The organism is Methylobacterium sp. A52T, assembly GCF_053346095.1.
On sequence record NZ_JBKFBI010000118.1, the window covers coordinates 1 to 19,267 of the forward strand.

The window sequence follows — 19,267 nt, forward strand, 5'->3', positions numbered from 1 at the left end:
CCCCCGGCGGCGGCCCCCGCGCCGCCCGCGGGGCCGCCCCCCCCCCCCCCGGGAGGCCGGCGCCCCGCGCCCAGGTCGCCGCCGCGGTCGCCGCGCGGGGCTTCGGCCCGCGCGAGGTCGTGGTCCGCATCAACCCGCCGGAGACCGAGGACGGCGAGGCCGACCTCGTGGCGCTCGCGCCGGCCGCCCCGGACGCGATCCTGGTGCCGAAGGTCCGGACCTCCGACGCGCTGATCGCCGTGGGCTCCCGCCTGCGCCGCCTCGGCGCGCCGCTGGCGACGCGGGTCTGGGCGATGATCGAGACGCCGATGGCGGTGGTGAACGCCGCCGAGATCGCGGGCGCGGCCCGGGACGTGGACGGCCGGCTCGGCGCCCTGGTGATCGGCCCGAACGACCTCCTGAAGGCGTCGCGGATCCGGCCACCGGGCCGGGCCGCCCTGCTGCCCTGGCTGATGAACGTCCTGGCCGCCGCCCGGGCCTACGAGATCGAGGCGATCGACGGCGTGTTCACCGACCTCGAGGACGCGGCCGGGTTCGAGGCCGAGTGCGCGCAGGGCCGCGACCTCGGCTTCGACGGCAAGATGCTGATCCACCCGACCCAGATCGGCCCGGCCAACGCCGCCTTCGGGCCGGATGCCGAGGAGATCGCGCAGGCACACCGGCTGATGGACGTCTTCGACGCGCCGGAGAACCGCGAGCGCGGGGTCATCGCGGTGGACGGCAAGATGGTCGAGCGCCTCCACGTCGAGGCCGCGCGGCGGACGCTCGCCATGGCCGAGGCGATCGCGCGGATGACCGCGTGAGCGACCTGCCGGAGGTCGGGCTGCGGCTGCTCGACCCGCGCCTGCCGGGCTGGGGCTTCCCGCGCTGGGGCTCGTCGGCCGCGGCCGGCCTCGACCTGCACGCCTGCCTCGACGCCCCCCTGGAGCTGCAGCCTCAAGGGAAGGCGGTCCTGATCCCGGCGGGGTTCAGCGTGCTGATCCGCGATCCCGCCTGGTGCGGGCTGATCTTCCCGCGCTCGGGCCGCGGCCACCGGGACGGTTTGGTGCTCGGCAACGGCACCGGCGTGATCGACGCGGATTACGAGGGCCCGTTGCTGGTCTCCGCCTGGAATCGCGACGCATCCGAGCCCGTGCGGATCGAGCCGGGCGAGCGGATCGCGCAGCTCGTCTTCACGCGGATCGCGCGGCCGGCGCTGACCGTGCTGGAGGGCGCGCCCGGCTCCGGCTCGGAGCGGGGCGCGGGCGGGTTCGGGTCGAGCGGGCGCTAGCGCGCCCTCCGTCATCACGAGCGGAGCGAAGTGACCCAGGGCTGCGCGACGTTGCCGGGCGTGGCGCTGCCTGGATTGCTTCGCTCCGCTCGCAAAGACGATGGGGCCGACGCGAGCACCGGGATCGGGTCACGCCAAAGACTCGGCGCCGCCCCTCAGTCCAGCGTCTTGCCGAGCCGCCCGGCCAGGTCCTGGATGAACTGGAACGCGGTCCGGCCCGAGCGCGAGCCGCGGGTGGTGGCCCATTCCAGGGACTCGGCGCGCAGCTGCTCCGGCGCCACGGCGAGACCGTAGCGGTCGGCGTAGGCGCGGATCATCGCCAGGTACTCGTCCTGGCTGCACTTGTGGAAGCCGAGCCAGAGGCCGAACCGGTCCGAGAGCGAGACCTTCTCCTCCACCGCCTCGCCGGGGTTGATGGCGGTCGAGCGCTCGTTCTCCACCATGTCGCGGGCGAGCAGGTGGCGGCGGTTCGAGGTGGCGTAGAACAGCACGTTGCCCGGACGCCCCTCGATGCCGCCGTCGAGCGCCGTCTTGAGCGACTTGTACGAGGTGTCGTCGGCGTCGAAGGAGAGGTCGTCGCAGTAGACGAGCCAGCGATGCGGGTCCGGCCGCAGCAGGGCCATCAGGTCGGGCAGCGCCTCGATGTCCTCGCGGTGGATCTCGACGAGCTTCATCGGCAGGCTGCCGGAAGGCCGGCGGGCGTTGATCTCTGCGTGGGCCGCCTTGACCAGCGAGGATTTGCCCATGCCGCGGGCGCCCCACAGCAGGGCGTTGTTGGCCGGCAGGCCGCGGGCGAAGCGCTCGGTGTTCTCCACCAGGGTGTCGCGCGCCCGGTCGATGCCGGTGAGGAGCCCCATCTCCACCCGCGCCACCTGCGGCACCGGGGTCAGCCGGCGCTCGGGCCCCCACAGGAACGCGTCGGCGGCGCTCGGGTCGAAGGCCGGCGGGATTGCGGGCGCGGCCCGCTCCAGCGCGGTGGCGATGCGCTCTAGGAGCGGCATCAGGGTGTCGAGGGTGGCGGGGCTCGTCATCGGATCGGGGGGTTCGCGTGCGGGTCGGTCAGGCGGCCGGTTCTACGAGGAAGAACCGGGGAAATCATCCGTGTCCGGACGCATGGCGCGGTCCTCCCGAACGCGAACCGGGATCGGGCGTTGGTATACCCGGCTGGTCGCGCCGAAACGTCCTCCGGGGAGCATCGATGGAAGCGGAACCGACGATCCGGATCACCCAGGTCGCGGATTACGTCTTCACGGTCGATTTCAACGCGGCCCTGCCGGCGCTGCGCACCGACGAGGCGCCCCCGATCGGCGGCGGGACCGGGCCGTTCCCCGAGCAGCTGCTGATCTCCGGGGTCGCGAACTGCCTCTGCGCCAGCCTCGTCTTCGCCCTGGGCAAGTTCCGCCAGGACGCGCGCGGCGTCGCGGCCGAGGCGTCGTGCCGGGTGGAGCGCAACGCCGAGGGGCGGCTGCGCGTCACCGGGATCGGCGTCCACATCCAGCTCGGCGCCGCCGCCGCCGACATGCCGCGGATCGACCGGGTGCTGGAGCAGTTCGAGCGGTTCTGCACCGTCTCGGAGAGCGTGAAGGCCGGGATCCCGGTCGCCGTGTCGGTGGCCGACCGCCACGGCACGCGCCTGAAATGACGCGCGTCGGGGAAAGATCGGCCGCCCGGCGCATTGCCGCAGCACCGAACCGCCGCGATGGCCGCGATGGCCGCAATGCCCGGAGTGAGGAGACGCCATGACGGACCAGACGCGAGAGCCCGCCCGCGCCCCCGAGGCGCTCGCCGCCCTGTTCAATCAGCGCGCCAATGCCGGCGACGTCGAGGGCCTCGTCGCCCTCTACGAGCCCGACGCGGTGCTGGCGGCGGGCCGCGTCGTCGCCACGGGCCACGCCGAGATCCGGACCTTCTACGCCGACCTGCTGGCGCGCAAATCCGATTTCCCGGCGCCGGAAACGCCGCCCCCGCTGCGCAACGGCGCGCTGGCCATGACCTTCGCGCGGCTGCCCAACGGCGCGTTCTCGGTGGAGGTCGCCCGCGAGCAGGCGGACGGCACGTGGCTCTGGGCGATCGACCAGCTGAAGCTCGCGCCGCCGAAGGGCTGACGGCCGGCTCGGACGCTCCCGCGCGCTTGTCCCACCGGACGCGATGCGGCAAAGCGGGACCCGCGCGCTCGACGCCGCGCAGAAGACCCGAGCCGACTCGATGCACGACATCCGCGCCATCCGGGAGAACCCGGACGCCTTCGACCGCGACCTCCGGCGCCGGGGCCTCGCGCCGCTCTCGGCCGAGCTGATCGCCCTCGACGAGGCGCGGAAATCGTCGGTCTCGGCCGCGCAGGCCAACCAGGAGCGGCGCAACGCGCTGGCCAAGGAGATCGGCGGCGCCAAGAAGGCCAAGGACGAGGAGCGCGCCGCCGCCCTGATGGCCGAGGTCGCGGCCCTGAAGGGCGCCGAACCCGAGCTGAAGGCCGCGCAGGACGCGGCCGACAAGACCCTGGCAGACCGCCTCGCCGCGATCCCGAACCGGCCGAAGCCCGACGTCCCCGAGGGCGCCGACGAGCACGGCAACGTCCTCTACCGCAGCCACGCCGCGACCCGGGAGCGGCTGACCGAGGGCAAGGAGCATTTCGAGCTCGGCGAGGCCGCGGGCCTGATGGATTTCGAGGCGGCGGCCAAGCTATCGGGCTCGCGCTTCGTGGTGCTGAAGGGGCAACTCGCCCGGCTGGAGCGGGCGCTCGGCCAGTTCATGATCGACCTGCACACGCAGGAGCATGGGTATCTGGAGGTGGCGCCGCCGATCCTCGTTCGTGACGAGGCCATGTTCGGGACCGCACAGCTCCCGAAGTTTTTGGATGATCAGTTCGCAACCGGCGTCGATCGAAGCCAGCAAGTCTTCGAAGCCATACTCCAGACAGTAAAGTCACTGCAGGGGGATGTTGACGGTGCTGATCGTGTAGCCCTCAAAAGAGCTTTTGAAAGCGATCCTCCCCTACAGGATCGCCGCTGGCTCATCCCCACCGCCGAGGTGCCGCTCACGAACCTCGTCCGTGAATCAATCCTCCGCGAGGAGGAACTGCCCCTGCGCTTCACCGCGCTGACGCCCTGCTTCAGGGCCGAGGCCGGGGCGGCGGGGCGCGACACCCGCGGCATGCTGCGCCAGCACCAGTTCAGCAAGGTCGAGCTGGTCTCGATCACGACGCCGGAGGAATCCGCCAACGAGCACGAGCGGATGCTGACGAGCGCCGAGGCGGTGCTGAAGAAGCTCGATCTGCCCTACCGGGTGATGACCCTCTGCACCGGCGACATGGGCTTCGCCAGCCAGAAGACCTACGACATCGAGGTCTGGGTGCCCGGCCAGCGCACCCACCGCGAGATCTCGTCCTGCTCGGTCTGCGGCGACTTCCAGGCGCGGCGGATGAACGCCCGCTACCGGGGCAAGGATGGCAAGCCGGCCTATGTCCACACGCTCAACGGCTCGGGCGTCGCGGTCGGCCGCGCGCTCATCGCCGTGATGGAGAACTACCAGAACCCGGACGGCAGCATCACGATCCCGTCGGTGCTCCACCCCTACATGGGCGGGCTCAACCGGATCGAGGGCACCCGCTAATGCGCATCCTGGTCACCAACGACGACGGCATCCACGCGCCGGGGCTCAGCACCCTGGAGGAGATCGCCCGGGAGCTCTCGGACGACGTCTGGGTCGTGGCGCCGGAGAGCGACCAGTCCGGCGTGTCGCACTCGCTCTCGCTCAACGACCCGCTGCGGCTGCGGCAGGTCTCGGAGCAGCGCTTCGCCGTGAAGGGCACGCCGTCGGACTGCGTGATCCTGGGCGTGCGCCACATCCTGGGCGATCACGGTCCGGACCTCGTCCTGTCGGGAGTCAATCGCGGTCAGAACGTCGCCGAGGACGTGACCTATTCGGGCACGATCGCGGCCGCCATGGAGGGGACGATCCTCGGCATCCGCTCCATCGCCATGAGCCAGGCCTACGGCGCCGGCGGGCGCGGCGCGCTCAAGTGGGACTGCGCCCGGACGCACGGCGCGAAGGTCGTCCGCAAGATCCTTGAGACCGGGATCGAGCCCGGCATCCTGATCAACGTGAACTTCCCGGACTGCGAACCGGCCGACGTGCAGGGTGTCGCGGTGGCGGCGCAGGGCTTCCGCAACCAGGCGCTGCTGTCGATCGACGCGCGTGTCGACGGGCGCGGCAACCCGTATTTCTGGCTGGCCTTCGCCAAGGCCCGGTTCGAGCCGGGCCACGGCTCGGATCTCAAGGCGATCGCCGAGAAGCGGATCTCGGTGACGCCCCTGCGCCTCGACCTCACCGACGAGCCGACGCTGACGCGCTTCGCGCAGGCCTTCGCCGAGTGATCGAGAGAACGTCGATCGATCTGGGCAGCCTGGAGGAGGCCGCCGGCAACGCGGCCTTCGTGATGGCGCTCCGGGGCCGCGGCCTGCGGGACACCGCTGTGCTGCGGGCCATGGAGCAGGTCCCGCGGGACACCTTCGCGTCGCCGCCGCATCGGGAGCACGCGCGGCGCGACATCGCGCTGCCGCTGTCCTGCGGCGCCTCGATGACGGCGCCGTCGACGGTGGCGCTGATGCTGGCGCAGCTGCGGCTCGAGCCCGGCCAGCGCGTCCTGGAGATCGGCACCGGCTCGGGCTACGTGACCGCGCTGCTCGCCCAGCTGGGCGCCGGGGCGGTGCTCAGCCTGGAGCGCTACACCTCGCTGGCCGGGGCGGCGACGCGGCGGCTCGCGGCCCTGTCCGAGGTGCATGTCGTCCGGGCGGACGGGCTGGCCCCGGACCTGCCGGACGGCGGCTTCGACCGGATCCTCGTCCACGGCAGCGTTCCCGCGATCCCATCGCACTGGCGCGCGGCCTTGGAACCGGGCGGACGGCTGGTGACGGGCCTGCGCGGCGCCGGCGGCTGCCGGGTGGCGGTGCTGGCGACGCCGGAGGCCGAGCCGGAACTCGGCGCGCCGGTGCGTTTGGCGGCCCTGGTGCCGGGCTTGGCGCAGGTGCTCTGACAGCCCTCCGCCCTCGCGAGCGCGGCGACGCGACCCGGGGCCGCGCGCCCTCCGCAGGCGTGGCGCCGCTGGATCGCCTCGCGCCGCTGGCGAAGGCATCGGAGGGCGGCTAGCCCACCCGCCGCGCCGCCCACCACAGGCGCCACAGCCGGCGCCAGCGCGGCAGCTCGACGGGCGTGTTGAGCGGGTCGTAGGAGGCCCGCTCCATGGCGGCGAGGTAGGGCTCCACCAGGGCCGTGGGCAGGAACGCGGCGCCCGCCGAGGGCGCGATGGTCGGGCGCGCCGCCTCGAAGGCCTTGAGGTGCTGCCGGGCGAGGGCGCGCAGGTCGGCGCAGGCCCGGCGCAGGCCCGGACCGCCGCGGCCCGTCACGATATCCTCGCGGGTGACGCCGTAGCGGCCGAGGATGTCGGCCGGCAGGTAGACCTGCCCCGCGCGGGCGTGCCAGGGCAGCGCCCGCAGGAGCCCGGTGATGCCGTACGCCACGCCGGCATGCCCGGCCGCGCCCGCGCCGCCCGGCTCGGTGCCGTTGCCGATCACGAGGCTCGCCAGCCGGAACAGCGCCGAGGCGGTCTCGCCGCAATAGCCCTCCAGGTCGTTCACCCGGGGCATCGGGTCCTCGTAGAGGTCGAAGACGCGGGCGTCGATCAGGTCGACGAAGGGCTGGCGCCCGAGGCGGTTCGCCCGGATCGCCTCCTCCAGGGCCGCCGCCACCGGGTTGGCGCGCACGTCGCCGCGCGCCTCGCCCTGCAGGGCGTCGCGCCACCATTGCAGGCGGATCTCGCCGGCCATCGGGTTCGAGACGGCCTCGCGCACCCGCGCGATCGTCAACGAGAAAGCGTAGAGGGCGAAGAGGTGCGGGCGGGCGGCGGCCGGGGCGAACAGGGTCGCGTAGTAGCGGTCCGGGTCGCCGGCCCGCACGAGGCCCTCGCAGTGGGACTGCGCGAAGGCGAGCCCGGTCTCGGCGGTCTGGCCGTCGACCTCCGGCATCAGGCCACCGCGATCAGCGCGGCGGCGACCTTGCGGTTCTCGGCCACCAGGATGTTGTAGGTCCGGGCCGCGGCGCCGGTCTGCATCACGTCGAGGCCGACGCCGAGATCCTTCAGCCAGCCCCGGAGCGCGGGATCGATCGCCGCGATGTCGAGGCCGGTCCCGACGAGCAGCAGCTCGATGCCGCCGGCCTCGGCCTGGACCGGGCGCAGGGCCGTGCGGTCGATGGCCCGCGGCTCCGTCACGTCCCAGGCGCGGACCCCGGAGGGCAGCAGCAGGATCGAGCCGCGATGCGACATCCCGGCGAAGCGGAAGCCGCCGTTGCCGTAGGTGTCGATGATGTGCCGCCCCGGCACGAAGCCGGAGTCGAAGTTCTTCGGACTTGGCTGATCGGCCATCTGGGAAAAGGGACTACTCGGCCGGTTGCGGGACGCCGGACCGCTCCGAGGCCGCGCGGGCGCCCGAGAGCATCAGGCCCAGATAGATCAACACCGGCGTCGAGACGAAGATCGCCGAGTAGGTGCAGATCAGGACGCCGCAGAGCATCACCACCGCGAAGCCCTTGATCGCCTCGCCGCCGAACAGCACCAGCGCCAGCAGCGACAGCGCCGACGAGATCGACGTCATCACCGTGCGCGACATGGTCGAGTTGATCGACAGGTTGAGCAGGTCGACGGTCGGGATGGTCTTGTACCGGCGCATCAGCTCGCGGGTCCGGTCGAACACCACGACCGTCTCGTTCAGCGAGTAGCCGACGATCGTCAGGATCGCGGCGATCGAGGTCATGTTGAACTCGATGCGGCTGATGATGAAGACGCCGACGGTCAGAACGATGTCGTGGAGGGTGCCCACGATGGCGCCGAGTGCCAGCTCCCGCTCGAACCGGAACCAGAGGTAGAGCAGCACCGCCACGACGGAGAGCACGACGCCGAGCGTGCCGGACTGGACGAGCTCGCCGGAGACGCGCGGGCCGACGGTCTCGGTGCGGCGGAAATCGTAATCCTTGTCGAAGGCGGCGTGCGCCTTGTTCATCACCGCGGTCTGGCCCTGCTCGCCGGGCTGGAGCGGCAGGCGGACCAGCACGGTGCCCTGGTTGCCGAGTTCCTGCACCTCCGGCTCGCCGAAGCCGAAGCCCGCGGCCGTGTGCCGGATCGACGCCACGTCCGCGGTGCCGGACTTCGCCTGCAGCTCCACCAGGGTGCCGCCCTTGAAGTCGATGCCGAAATTCAGGCCGATCGTCAGGAACAGCGCCACGGTCGCGAGCGACAGCACCGCCGAGAGCGGGAAGGTGAAGCGCCGGAATCGCATGAAGTCGAAATGCGATTCATCGGGCCAGAGGCGGAGCAGGCGCATGGTCGGTACTCTATTCGCGGACATCGCGACGGAGGACGGTCGAGGCGCGGGTCCCCTCTCCCGTGCGGGACAGGGGGGTCACGTCGCGCCGCCCGCGCTCCTTCGATGGCCTCCCAGACTAATCAGAACGGCAGGGTCTTCGGCCGGAACGTATTGTACCACACCGCGATCATCATCCGGGTCAGCGTCACCGCGGTGATGACCGTGGTGAGGATGCCGAGGATGAAGACCACGGCGAAGCCCTTCACCGGGCCCGAGCCGAGGAAGAACAGGATCAGAGCGGCGATCGCCATGGTCGAGTTCGAGTCGATGATGGTGGCGAAGGCCCGGTCGAAGCCCGCCTGCAGCGCCGAGATCAGCGAGCGGCCGGCCCGCTGTTCCTCGCGCATGCGCTCGTAGATCAGCACGTTCGAATCCACCGCCGTGCCGATGGTGAGCACGATGCCGGCGATGCCCGGGAGCGTCATGGTCGCCTCCAGCACCGACATCAGGCCGAGGATCAGCCCGACGTGGACGATGAGGGCGATGTTGGCGATGAAGCCGAAGGTCCCGTAGGTCGCGAACATGAAGGTCACGACGAGGGCCGCCGCCACCAGGGTCGCGAGCTTGCCGGCCTCGATGGAGTCGCGGCCGAGGCCCGGACCGACGACGCGGCGCTCGACCACGGTGAACTTCGCGGGCAGCGCGCCGGCGCGCAGCAGGACCGCCAGATCGTTGGCCTGCTGCACGGTGAAGTTGCCGGTGATCTGGCCCGAGCCACCGGTGATCGCCGAGCGGATCACCGGGGCCGACACGACCTCGTTGTCGAGCACGATCGCCATGCGCCGGCCGATATTTTCCGAGGTCGCCTGTCCGAAGCGCTGCGCGCCGCGCAGGTTGAACTTGAAGCTCACCATCGGCTCGTGGGACTGCTGGTCGAAGGCCGGCTGCGCGTCGGTCAGCTCGCCGCCGTCGGCCATGACCCGGCGCTCCACCGGGACCTTGGCGCCCTTCTCGTCCTTGGAGGGCAGCATGTCGACGTCGCCCGAGGGGCTGTCGGCGAGCATGCGGAACTCGAGCTTGGCGGTGGAGCCGAGCAGCTTCTCGAGCCGCTCCGGGTTCTGCTCGCCGGGCACCTGGATCAGGATCCGGTCCGCGCCCTGCTGCTGGATCGACGGCTCGGTGGTGCCGGTCGAGTCGAGGCGGCGCCGGATGACCTCGATGCCCTGGCTCACGGCCCGGCGGGTGCGGTCGGTGATGCCGGCATCGGTGAGGGTCAGGCGGATCACCCCGCCCGGCTGCTCGGCGATGTCGAGGGTGCGGGCCGCCGTCTGGCCGATCGAGGTGGTGATCGGCTGCGACAGCTCCTGGAGCTTCGGCAGGACCTTGGCCCGGGCGGCGGCGTCGTCGATCTTCACCTGCACGCCGCGCGGCAGCAGGCCGATGCCGCCGTCGGCGCGGACGTTCTCCTGCTGGAGCACGCGGCGCACGTCGTCGCGCAGGGCCTTCGCCTGCGAGGCGATCAGCTCGTTCTGGTCCACCTCGAGCAGGAGCTGCGAGCCGCCCTGCAGGTCGAGGCCGAGCACGATCGCGCGCGTCGGCACGACCCAGCTCGGGAACCAGGGGGGCAGGCTGGCGACGAAGCTCTTGCGCTGCTCGGGCGAGAAGAAGCTCGGCACGGCGAGCATCAGCCCCACCAGGATCAGGCCCAGTGTCGCGATGATCTTCGCACGGGAGAAGCGCAGCATCGGCCGTCTTTTTCTCTTTTGGGCCGGCGCGCGGCGCCGGCCGGTTCAACCGGGAATCAGGCGGCCTTCACCGTGCCCTTGGCGCGGACCTCGGAGATCATCGACCGGACCACCCGCACGCGCACGTTGGGGGCGATCTCGACCTCGATCTCGGCCTGGTCGTCCGAAGCCTTGGTCACGCGGCCGACGAGGCCGCCGTTGGTGACGACCGTGTCGTCCCGGCGCACGGACTTGAGCAGCGCCTGGTGGTCCTTGACCCGCTTCTGCTGCGGTCGCAGGATCAGGAAGTACATGATCACGAAGATCAGGACGAACGGGACCACCTGAAAGGCGATCTCCGCTCCGCCAGCGGCCGCACCGGCCCCTTGCGCGAAGGCGGGGGTGATCAACGAGCGTCTCCTGCGAATGGCGCGCAGGCCTGCCGCCGGATGTGGCGCCCGCAGACCTGTCGAAAAGCGCGCGGACTATAGCCAGGGGCTTCCCGAAAGCAACGCCGAACCGCCGGGCATCGGCGGCGCGCTCACAGCAGGGCGCGGATCGCCGCCGCGAAGGCGTCCGGTGCCTCCTGGGGAAAGTTGTGGCCGACCCCCGCGACGATCTCACGCCGGTACGGGCCGGTGAAATGGCGAGCGCCGGTGTCCGTGGCGGGCGGCGGCCCGACGCCGTCATCGGCGCCGAGCAGGACGATCGACGGCACGGCGATCGCCGGCTGGGCCGCCAGCCGCGCCTCGATCTCCGCCAGCGCCGGATCGCTCGGAACGAGGCCGAAGCGGTGGCGGTAGGAATGCACCACCACGTCGACGAAGTCGGGATTGTCGAAGGCGCGGGCGGTCCGCGCGAAGGTCTCCGCGTCGAAGGCCCAGGTCGGCGACCAGAGCTGCCAGAGCAGGCGGCAGAAGGCGTCCCGGTTCCCGGCGAGGCCGGCGCGGCCGCGCTCGCCATGGAGATAGTACTGGTACCAGAGGCGGTGCTCGGTCTCCGGCGCGACCGGCTGCCCGGCGGCCGGGATGTTCTGGATGTTGTAGCCGACGCCGCAGCTGACGAGGCCCCGGGCCCGATCCGGCCAGAGCGCCGCGACCACGCAGGCCGCCCGGCCGCCCCAATCGTAGCCGGCGAGCACGGCGTTCCCGACGCCAAGGGCGTCGAGGAAGGCGAGCAGGTCGGCCCCGAGCGCCGCCTGCTCGCCGGAGCGCGGCGTGGCGGGCTCCAGGAACCGCGTCGGCCCGTAGCCGCGCAGGTACGGCACGAGACAGCGCACGCCGTCGGCGGCGAGCTGCTCGGCCGCGGCCGCGCAGGCGTGGACGTCGTAGGGGAAACCGTGGAGCAGCACCGCCGTCGGTCCGTCGGCCGGACCGGATTCGAGATAGGCGACCTCCAGGACGCCGGCCCGCACGCGCTTCATCGATGGCTCCCGGGTTCGCGACGCCAAGATCCTAGCCGGTTCGCCGCGCAATTGCCGCACGCGCTTGCCGTCGCCGGTTCGCGCCCGACTTCACCCTGCGACGAAGAAGCGCGACGGTGGAGAACCATGGGCCTGCTCGACGGTGCGAAGACCATGATCGGCGATGTGGTGGCGGCGGCCGACCGGGCCCTCGAGGAGACCGGCAGCGGCAAGCTCGCCCTGTCGCTGGCCAAGTTCTATCCCGGCGGCCTCCCGGCCTTCCTCGACCGGCTGCGGGCGACCGGGCACGGGGAGGCGGTGGCATCCTGGCTCGGCTCGGGCGCGCGGCAGACGGTGCCGGAGAGCGCCATCGCGGCCTGCCTCCCGGAGGGCGTGACCGAGCGCCTCGCCTACGACCTCGGCGTTCCGGAGGCGCGCGTCCCCACGGTGCTGGCGGAGTTCCTGCCCGCGGCGGTCGCCGACCAGAGCGAGAACGGCACCCTGAAGCCGCAGCCGAATTTCAGCACCCAGGTCCGCTGATCGCCCACCTCACGGGACGGCGCACTTCATCTGCGGCGGCGCGGTCGCGCAGCTCAGGTAGCAGCTCTGCCTGGCGAAGCAGAACCACGACAGTTCGCCGCTCTTCAGGCAGGAGCCGCCGCAATGGCGGTACGTGCCATAGAGCGGCCGAACGAAGACGGCATCCGCCAGAGGGCGCTCTTGAGCAAAGCGCTCCTGCGCCGGACGCGCCGATTGCGCGTCCGGCAGGGCCGCGGTGACGGACGCGACCGCGAGCACGCATGACAGCGCCAGGGATCTCATGAGAGCCGACCGCGGACCGATGTCCCGGCCTGCATTCGGGACCGAAATCCGATCGTTGTCGACTAAATTGCGGTTCACACCGGCGCGTCGCGGACCACCGGCCTCTCCCGCTTCGCGAAGATTGCTCTAGACTTCCGCCACTGACCATTCGACGGGGGTCCACATGAGTCTGCTCAACACTCTCGGCGGCTCGCTGGGGCAGATCGTGCTGAAGGCATTGCCGGGCGTGATCCAGCAGGTGCTGCCCGGCGGACTGAACGCGCTGCTCGATCAGCTCCGGCGCTCCGGCTACGAGAGCCAGGTCAATTCCTGGCTCGGCCGCGGCCCGAACGAGCCGATCACGGCCGAGGACCTGCGCAAGGTCCTCGACAACGAGCAGGTGCGCCAGATGGCGGAGAAGCTCGGGGTTCCGATGGACCAGCTTTTCCCGACCCTGGCTCAGGCCCTGCCCGAGACCGTCGACCGTCACAGCCCCGAGGGGACGCTGCAGGCGCCGAAGGCTTAGGACAGCCGGCGGGGGCGCGAGCCGGGGCGGCCGGACGGCGCACGACGCGAAACGGCGGCCCCGTCCGGGACCGCCGCCGCGTCTTGCCGTCTCGTTCGGTGCCGCGCGGGCCGGCCTCGGCCTCCCGCGGTCCGTCTCAGTTGCTGGCCAGCTGGGACATCGGATCCACGGGCGCGCCGCCCTTGCGGATCTCGAAGTGCAGCTGCGGCGAGGTCACGTTTCCGGAGGCGCCGGACTTCGCGATGGTCTGGCCGCGCTTGACCTTCTCGCCGGGCTTCACGTCGATCTCGCCGTTATGGGCGTAGGCCGAGACGTAGCCGTTGGCGTGGCGCACGAGGACCAGCTTGCCGTAGCCCTTCACGTCGGAGCCGGCATAGGCGACCGTGCCCTCCTCGGCGGCCTTGACCGGAGTACCCTCCGGCACGGCGATGTTGATGCCCTCGTTGCCGGAGGTGCCGTAGCCGGAGATCACCCGGCCCTTGGCGGGCCAGCGGAAGTTCTCCGTCGCCTCGGCCACGGAGCCGGTGGCGGCGGGCTCGGGCTTGGCCGGCGCGGCAGCGACCGGGGCCGCCTTCGGCGCCTCCTTGGCGGCGACCTTCTCGACCTTCTCGGCAGCGGCGGCCTCCTTGGCGGCCTTCTGGGCGGCTTCCTTGGCGGCCTTCGCCTCGGCCAGCTTCTGAGCGGCCTCCGCCTTCGCGGCGGCCTTCGCCTCGGCCTTGGCCTCCTGAACCTTCGCCTCGGCCTTCGCCTTGGCCTCGGCCTTCGGATCCGCCTTCTTCTCGTCGGCCTTCTTCTCGTCAGCCTTTGCGACCTGTCCCGGGCGCACGTGCTTCGGCTTCTCGCCCTCCTTCAGGGCGACGTCCTTGCGGGTCTTGGCGTCGGCGACCTTGCGGGCGGCGGCGTCGCGGGCGAGCGCCTCCTTGCGCTCCGCCTCCTTCTCGGCGGCGGCGGCCTTCTGCGCGGCCTCCTTGGCGGCCTTCGCCTCGGCCAGCTTCTGGGCGGCCTCCCTGGCGGCTTCCTTGGCCTCCTCGCGCTTGGTCGCGATCTTGTTCTCGACCTGCTTGGCGTCCTCGCGCTTCTCCTCGGCGGCCCGGGCCGGCCGGGCGGTCATCGGGGACGCGGCGGGGTTCATCCCGGAGGCGTTGTAGACCGGGATCACGATCTGGCGGCCGGGCGTGATCTGGTTCGCGTTGCTCAGGCCGTTGGCGGCCAGGATCGCCGAAGCGGGCACGCCGAACCGGGTCGACATCTGATTCAGGCTGTCGTTGCGCGACACGGTGATCTGCGTGCCGCCCTCGGCGCTCCAGCCGACCTTGCCGGTCGATGCGACGCGGGTCGCGGGGGCGGCGGCGTTGGTCTGGACCGGCGTCGCGGCGGCGGACGGCCGCGCGGCGGCGGGCGCGCCCAGCGCCTCCGACTGGATGCGGCCGGTCCGGACCGGCGGGACGGATTTGAGGCTCCCGTCCGGCAGGCTGCCGGTCGCGGAGGGTTCGGAATCGAACGGGTTCGAGAACGGGTTCGTCAGACGCGACGCGTCCGACGAACAGGCGGCAGCCGCACCGCCGATGATGCCGATGAGCGCGACGCGCGACAGCGTCCGCAACATCTGACCCGTACCGCGCACCCGCATCGACGCACCCGTTTGCCTGACGCAACCTGATGCGCCAATGAAGACGGATTCAGGTTAAGCAACCGTTCCCGTTCGGGCGGTCTGCGACCCTGGAGCGAAGGTAGGTGCAAGGTTTTCGCGCGGCCCCGAGGATGATTCCCGCGCGCGGGATCGTCCCTTTTCGTAACCGGCCGGCACCCCACATCGCATCCATGTTTACCATCCGCGGCGCGCGCGACACCCTGGCCGACCTGCCGGCGATCGAGACGGCGCGCCTCGCGATCGCCGCCCTCCGGCCCGCCGACGCGCCGGCCGTCCGCGCGCTCACCGACGACCCGGCCATCACCGCGGCGGTGGATTTCCTGCCGACGCCGTTCACCCTGCAGGATGCCGAGGACCTGATTCGCAGCTGCGCCCGGGGCCGGGACTGCTTCCTCGGCGCCTGGACGCGGGACGGCGCGCCCGATCCGGTTGGGCGCGCGCTCGTCGGCGTCTTCGGCACGCATCTGCGCGGCGCCGGCACGATCGAGATCGGGTACTGGGTCGGCGGCGCGGCCCGCGGGCGCGGCTACGCCTACGAGGCCGTCTCGGCGATCCTCGGGCTCCTCGGCGGGCGCTTCCCGGCGCGCGTCGTCGTGGCGGAGTGCCGCCCCGCCAACGTCGCCTCCTGGGGCCTGCTGGAGAAGCTCGGCTTCCGCGACACCGGCGAGGAGGGCCACCGGCCGGGCCGGCGCCTGCTCAGGCGGGCCTGAACCCCCGGGGATCGAGCCGGGCCGGGATCGATGGCGCGGTCACGAAAAAAGCCCCCGGCCTGAGGCCGGGGGCTCGCTGACGGGCGGCGTCCTGAGCCGGACCGGGCGGTCCGATCAGAAGGTGATGCCGGTCTCGACCATGTAGCGGTCCTGCGAGGTGCGGTTGCCGGTGCGGCCGAAGCCGGTGCCGAGCGTGCCTTCCGCGAGGTTGCCGCGGGTGATCCCGCCCAGCTCGACGTGGGCGTACTCCACCCGGAAGAAGTAGCGGTCGAAGGTGAAGGTCGGCGTGACGGTCACCGAGAAGGCGTTGCTGCCGGCGCCGAAGCCCAGCAGGTTGGTGCCGCCCGACCCGCGGACGCCGGTCTGCTCGGTGTACTCGACGCGGCCGGCCAGGGCGAAGTTGTCGGTGAAGGAGTAGGCCGCCAGCAGCGCGCCACCGTAGGTCGAGGCCGAGTTGGCGATGCCGACGCGCAGGTCACGCTCGACGTTGGTGAACTGGAAGTACGGCGAGATGATCCACGGGCCGTTCGCGTAGGTGTAGTTGATGTTGAAGATGCCGCTGTTCTGCTGGAGGTTCGGCGTCGCGAACTGGTAGCGCGGGCTGCGGTCGAGGGCGTTGGTCCGGCCGAGGTTCAGGCCGCCGTTGACGCCGATCGTGTTGTAGTCGTCGAGCTTGTAGGCGACGTTGCCGGTGAACCACGAGATCTCGTTGGAGAAGAACCCGTCCGTGCCGGCGACCGACACCGAGAGCGGCCCGCTGCTGTAATTGACCTGCACGCCCTGGTTGATGAAGTTCTCCTGCACGAACAGGAGGCCGCGGTTGATGTTCAGGTTCTGGTAGGTGAACAGCAGCTCGGTGCCGATCATGGTGAACATCCGGCCGCCCTGGACCGACCATTCATCGTTGATCTGGATCTTGCCGTAGGCGACCGGGACCGGGCCGAACAGAAGGTCGGTCTGGGTGAAGGTGCTCAGGGTGGGGAAGCCGAGCTGCGGGATCGAGTAGCCGCCGGCCTGGATGTAGAACTGGAACGCGCCCTCGGGCTTCTGGATGATGCCCTGCACGTTCGAGAAGTCGAACCGGGCCGCGCGGTCGCGGTCGTTGGGCGCCGCCGGAGTCGAGAACGACGCGAACGGGTTCGACTGGGTGTAGCCGTAGCCGGTGATGGCGCCGCCCACGTAGAGGTCGCCGAGCGGTCCGGCCGAGAAGCAGCTCGGATTCGGGTTGGCCTTGATCACGCCGCCGTAGGCCGGGCCGAGAAGCGTGGCCTTGCAGGGCTCGGCGGGGGGCGCGACCGGAACCGGCGCCGGGGCCGACAGGTCGGCCGCGAGGATGCTGGTCGAGGACAGCAGCACGGTGGCCAGGCCGGCCAGGGTGGATCGCTTCAGCATGGTGTCGCAGCTCGTTCGGGTTCGTCTACGGCCAAGCTGACATCGCGGTGCGATTGACACAAAATCAAACATGAAGCAGTTGCATAATTTTTAGGCAGTTCCCTATCGCTGATCACGTTCGATGCGGAAATGTGACTTTGCCGCCACAATTGTATCGGAACCCCGGCCTTTTCCTTCCGAGGGAGACCGGAGGACTTCCGCGCGGCGCCCCAATTCTAGCGAGTCAGGCGGCGGGGCCGATCGGATCGCAGCGAAACCCTCCGAAGTCCTGCCGGGCCAGGCGTTCGGCGAGCGCCGGCAGGAACAGCATCGCCTCCTCGGCGAGGCGCCAGGGCGGGTTGACGACGATCAGGCCGCTGCCGGTCAGCCGCGTCGGGTCGTCCGGCCGGTCGATCAGCAGGTCGAGCCGCAGGGCGGGGCGGGGCAGGGCGGCCCCGAGGTCGCGGACCATCCGGTCGAGGGCCGCGGCGTCCTTGATCGGGTACCAGGCCAGGAACAGGCCGGTCGGCCACTTCGTCACCGCGCGGGCGAGATGGGCGCCGAGGCGCTCGATCTCGCCGGGCACCTCGTAGGGCGGGTCGATCAGCACGAGGCCGCGCCGCTCCGGCGGCGGGATCTGCGCGTTGATCGCGGTCCAGCCGTCGAGGTTCATGACCTTCGTGCGGGGATCGCGCGCGTAGCGGTCCTGCAGGGTCGCGGCGTCCGCCGGGTGCAGCTCGACGAACACGCCCTTGTCGCCGGGGCGGAGCGCCTCGCGGATCACGGCCGGCGAGCCCGGATAGGCGGTGGCGCCGTGGCGCGCCCGCACCGCCGCCACCGCGGCCCGGTAGGGCTCGAGCAGCGCCTCCACCTCCGGCGCGAAGGGCGCCGCCATCCGGCCCCAGCCGTCCCGCCACTCGCCGGTCCGGGCCGCCTCGTCGGCCTCGAGATCGTAGACGCCGAGGCCCGCGAAGGCGTCCAGAGCCCGGAACGGCTTGTCCTTGAGGCGCAGGTGGTCGAGCACCCGCGCCAGGACGAGGTGCTTGAGGACGTCGGCGTGGTTGCCGGCGTGGAAGGCGTGCCGATAGTTCATGGCAGCGCGCTGAAGCCGATCCCGGGCGCCGGGTCCAGGGGCCGGCGCGCGAAAGGCGGAAAAAACTCAGCGCGCGGCGTCGAGGCTCACCTCGGGCGCCCGGCAATTGCCGCGGGCGACCTCGGGACAGGGGGTGAAGCCGCGCAGATCCTTGCCGAAGCAGATCCGGACCTCCTGCAGCTGCCCGCGGGTGCAGGTGACCGCCATCATGTCGGGGCGCAGGCCGCGATTGGCCGCCACGAACTGTCGGGCGATCTCGATCGGCGCGAGGGTCTGCGGCGGGGCGCCGCCCTTGAGCCCGTCGGGGATCGTCACCGCGAGCCGCGCCGCGCGGGCCGCCGCGAAATAGGCGGCGGGATCGAGGCCCGAGCAGGTCCCGTGCTTGCGCCACTCGTACCGGGCGAGCCCCTCGCTCGGGTAGACCTGCCCGGCGACCTCCATCGCCTGCCGGGTCGGCGCGCGGTTCACCGCCGAGCAGTCCTGCGGGTACCCGCTCGCATATTGCGGCCACAGGCCGTGGACGACGAAGCCGAGGCCGCGCCCGGGGGCGCACTGGACGTCGTCCCGGCGGGCGCCCGGCCCCGCGCAGTAGGTCGGCGACCACGACAGGGCGAGGACGTAGAAATCGAAGTCGCCGGGCGTGCCGCGGCGGCCGAAGCCGCCGTAATCCTGGGCGGCGCCCGGGCCGGCGACGGACCCGGCGATGAGCAGGCCGGCGAGGCCGGCGGCGCGCCCGCGCATGGTCAGGGACGCGCCATCCGGCAGGCCGTGGCGTAGGCGTAGGAGAGGTCGCGGTCGAGGCCGTGGATGCAGAACTCGACGCCCCAGCTCGCGCCGATGATCCCGAGGCTCTCGCGCACCGAGTAGTCGACCTTGCGGCGGATTCCGTCGGAGGTGGTCACGGTCGCGGTGCAGAACCGGCGCGGATAGGTGTCGAGGCCCCAGGGCCGCCACGCGGTGCGCTCGATCGTGTCGAAGGACAGGATCGTCATCGACGAGTTCCAGAACTTCGCCTCTTTCTCGGCGAAGTTGGTCGAGACCCGCTCCAGCACCGACGGGTCCTGGCAGCCCGGGATCTGCGCGTCGAACGGGAAGATCCGCTCCTCGGCGGGCTCGATGTCCTCCCGGGCCGAGCGGGCGAGCGCCGGCTGGGCCAGGGCGAGAAGGGCCAGCCCGAGGGCGAAGCCGTGAAGAACCGGGCGCATGGCGCGTGCCTCGACGGATGTGCGATCCTGCATCCGCGAACGATGGCTTCGCCGCGCCGCCAGTCAAGCTCCGGCAGTCCCGCGCCGGCGCTTTGCCGGCCTGTGCGGCGCGGCCGCTACAGTCGCCGGTCGGGGCGCGGCGCGGGATCGGCGCTCGTC

Annotated in this window: 22 protein-coding genes and 1 pseudogene; 10 read left to right on the forward strand and 13 right to left on the reverse strand. The window is 71.7% G+C overall.

The genetic code is table 11. The features are described from left to right. A partial coding sequence (locus ACLBYE_RS23015) for an HpcH/HpaI aldolase/citrate lyase family protein (RefSeq protein WP_447695946.1) occupies positions 1 to 803 on the forward strand: 803 nt, incomplete at its 5' end. After that, positions 800 to 1,270, forward strand: coding sequence for a dUTP diphosphatase (gene dut, locus ACLBYE_RS23020; RefSeq protein WP_447695947.1), 471 nt, complete (start codon positions 800 to 802; stop codon positions 1,268 to 1,270). The genes ACLBYE_RS23015 and dut, both read left to right, overlap by 4 nt. Before the next feature lie 155 nt (positions 1,271 to 1,425). Here dut and ACLBYE_RS23025 read toward each other — a convergent pair whose 3' ends face one another. Next, entirely contained in the window at positions 1,426 to 2,301 is an 876-nt protein-coding gene (locus ACLBYE_RS23025; RefSeq protein ID WP_103985597.1) for an ATP-binding protein, read from the reverse strand. Between the two features lie 167 nt (positions 2,302 to 2,468). On the opposite strand from ACLBYE_RS23025, the gene ACLBYE_RS23030 reads away from it, so the two are divergent. The 5 genes from ACLBYE_RS23030 (at position 2,469) to ACLBYE_RS23050 (ending at position 6,302) form a co-directional block, all read left to right on the forward strand. Then, a complete protein-coding gene (locus ACLBYE_RS23030; RefSeq protein ID WP_447695948.1) occupies positions 2,469 to 2,912 on the forward strand; it encodes an OsmC family protein in 444 nt (147 codons plus the stop codon). A 97-nt stretch (positions 2,913 to 3,009) separates the two neighbouring features. After that, entirely contained in the window at positions 3,010 to 3,375 is a 366-nt protein-coding gene (locus ACLBYE_RS23035) for a YybH family protein (protein ID WP_056533936.1), read from the forward strand. Between the two features lie 100 nt (positions 3,376 to 3,475). Further along, positions 3,476 to 4,879: a serine--tRNA ligase gene (gene serS / locus ACLBYE_RS23040; protein WP_447695949.1), complete on the forward strand. Its 1,404-nt coding sequence runs from the start codon at positions 3,476 to 3,478 to the stop codon at positions 4,877 to 4,879. Continuing rightward, positions 4,879 to 5,643 (forward strand): 5'/3'-nucleotidase SurE, encoded by a 765-nt coding sequence (surE, locus tag ACLBYE_RS23045; protein ID WP_103985596.1) that lies wholly within the window; start codon positions 4,879 to 4,881, stop codon positions 5,641 to 5,643. Before serS ends, surE begins: the two co-directional genes overlap by 1 nt. Before the next feature lie 62 nt (positions 5,644 to 5,705). Beyond that, positions 5,706 to 6,302, forward strand: a complete 597-nt coding sequence (locus ACLBYE_RS23050; RefSeq protein WP_447695959.1) for a protein-L-isoaspartate O-methyltransferase family protein — start codon at positions 5,706 to 5,708, stop codon at positions 6,300 to 6,302. A 109-nt stretch (positions 6,303 to 6,411) separates the two neighbouring features. Here the strand turns inward: ACLBYE_RS23050 and ACLBYE_RS23055 are convergent, their stop codons facing one another. The 6 genes from ACLBYE_RS23055 to ACLBYE_RS23080 all read right to left on the reverse strand — a co-directional run bounded on the left by ACLBYE_RS23055 (position 6,412) and on the right by ACLBYE_RS23080 (position 11,772). Beyond that, entirely contained in the window at positions 6,412 to 7,290 is an 879-nt protein-coding gene (locus ACLBYE_RS23055; protein WP_100252429.1) for a phytoene/squalene synthase family protein, read from the reverse strand. Beyond that, positions 7,290 to 7,688, reverse strand: a complete 399-nt coding sequence (locus ACLBYE_RS23060; RefSeq protein WP_056533929.1) for an Mth938-like domain-containing protein — start codon at positions 7,686 to 7,688, stop codon at positions 7,290 to 7,292. Before ACLBYE_RS23060 ends, ACLBYE_RS23055 begins: the two co-directional genes overlap by 1 nt. 13 nt (positions 7,689 to 7,701) lie before the next feature. Then, positions 7,702 to 8,643 carry a protein translocase subunit SecF gene (secF, locus tag ACLBYE_RS23065; RefSeq protein WP_012319245.1) on the reverse strand — a complete coding sequence of 314 codons (942 nt, stop codon included), beginning with the start codon at positions 8,641 to 8,643 and terminating at the stop codon, positions 7,702 to 7,704. Between the two features lie 122 nt (positions 8,644 to 8,765). Then, complete coding sequence (gene secD, locus ACLBYE_RS23070) at positions 8,766 to 10,370, reverse strand: protein translocase subunit SecD (protein WP_447695950.1); 1,605 nt, start codon at positions 10,368 to 10,370, stop codon at positions 8,766 to 8,768. Between the two features lie 56 nt (positions 10,371 to 10,426). Beyond that, complete coding sequence (gene yajC / locus ACLBYE_RS23075; RefSeq protein ID WP_020094208.1) at positions 10,427 to 10,759, reverse strand: preprotein translocase subunit YajC; 333 nt, start codon at positions 10,757 to 10,759, stop codon at positions 10,427 to 10,429. Between the two features lie 131 nt (positions 10,760 to 10,890). Next, positions 10,891 to 11,772, reverse strand: coding sequence for an alpha/beta fold hydrolase (locus ACLBYE_RS23080; RefSeq protein ID WP_447695951.1), 882 nt, complete (start codon positions 11,770 to 11,772; stop codon positions 10,891 to 10,893). 126 nt (positions 11,773 to 11,898) lie between these two features. Here ACLBYE_RS23080 and ACLBYE_RS23085 point away from each other — a divergent pair, with 126 nt between their 5' ends. Next, the gene (locus tag ACLBYE_RS23085) at positions 11,899 to 12,291 is read left to right on the forward strand and encodes a YidB family protein (RefSeq protein WP_447695952.1); all 393 of its coding nucleotides are present in this window, start codon (positions 11,899 to 11,901) and stop codon (positions 12,289 to 12,291) included. A 9-nt stretch (positions 12,292 to 12,300) separates the two neighbouring features. Here the strand turns inward: ACLBYE_RS23085 and ACLBYE_RS23090 are convergent, their stop codons facing one another. Next, entirely contained in the window at positions 12,301 to 12,573 is a 273-nt protein-coding gene (locus ACLBYE_RS23090; RefSeq protein WP_447695953.1) for a hypothetical protein, read from the reverse strand. A gap of 151 nt (positions 12,574 to 12,724) precedes the next feature. On the opposite strand from ACLBYE_RS23090, the pseudogene ACLBYE_RS23095 reads away from it, so the two are divergent. Continuing rightward, positions 12,725 to 13,078: pseudogene (locus ACLBYE_RS23095) on the forward strand (YidB family protein); the annotation flags it as partial. 136 nt (positions 13,079 to 13,214) lie between these two features. Here the strand turns inward: ACLBYE_RS23095 and ACLBYE_RS23100 are convergent. Next, positions 13,215 to 14,708 (reverse strand): peptidoglycan DD-metalloendopeptidase family protein, encoded by a 1,494-nt coding sequence (locus tag ACLBYE_RS23100; RefSeq protein WP_447695954.1) that lies wholly within the window; start codon positions 14,706 to 14,708, stop codon positions 13,215 to 13,217. Positions 14,709 to 14,899: 191 nt separating this feature from the next. Here ACLBYE_RS23100 and ACLBYE_RS23105 point away from each other — a divergent pair, with 191 nt between their 5' ends. Continuing rightward, complete coding sequence (locus ACLBYE_RS23105; RefSeq protein WP_447695955.1) at positions 14,900 to 15,439, forward strand: GNAT family N-acetyltransferase; 540 nt, start codon at positions 14,900 to 14,902, stop codon at positions 15,437 to 15,439. Positions 15,440 to 15,553: 114 nt separating this feature from the next. Here the strand turns inward: ACLBYE_RS23105 and ACLBYE_RS23110 are convergent, their stop codons facing one another. From ACLBYE_RS23110 to ACLBYE_RS23125, 4 genes are all read right to left on the reverse strand, one after another. Beyond that, entirely contained in the window at positions 15,554 to 16,831 is a 1,278-nt protein-coding gene (locus ACLBYE_RS23110) for a porin (protein WP_020094215.1), read from the reverse strand. A 223-nt stretch (positions 16,832 to 17,054) separates the two neighbouring features. Then, the gene (locus tag ACLBYE_RS23115; RefSeq protein WP_447695956.1) at positions 17,055 to 17,903 is read right to left on the reverse strand and encodes a 23S rRNA (adenine(2030)-N(6))-methyltransferase RlmJ; all 849 of its coding nucleotides are present in this window, start codon (positions 17,901 to 17,903) and stop codon (positions 17,055 to 17,057) included. A 66-nt stretch (positions 17,904 to 17,969) separates the two neighbouring features. Continuing rightward, on the reverse strand, positions 17,970 to 18,644 hold the full coding sequence (locus ACLBYE_RS23120; protein WP_447695957.1) for a ribonuclease T2 family protein: 675 nt from the start codon (positions 18,642 to 18,644) through the stop codon (positions 17,970 to 17,972). A gap of 2 nt (positions 18,645 to 18,646) precedes the next feature. Then, a complete protein-coding gene (locus ACLBYE_RS23125; RefSeq protein ID WP_447695958.1) occupies positions 18,647 to 19,108 on the reverse strand; it encodes a hypothetical protein in 462 nt (153 codons plus the stop codon). Positions 19,109 to 19,267: the final 159 nt, after the last annotated feature.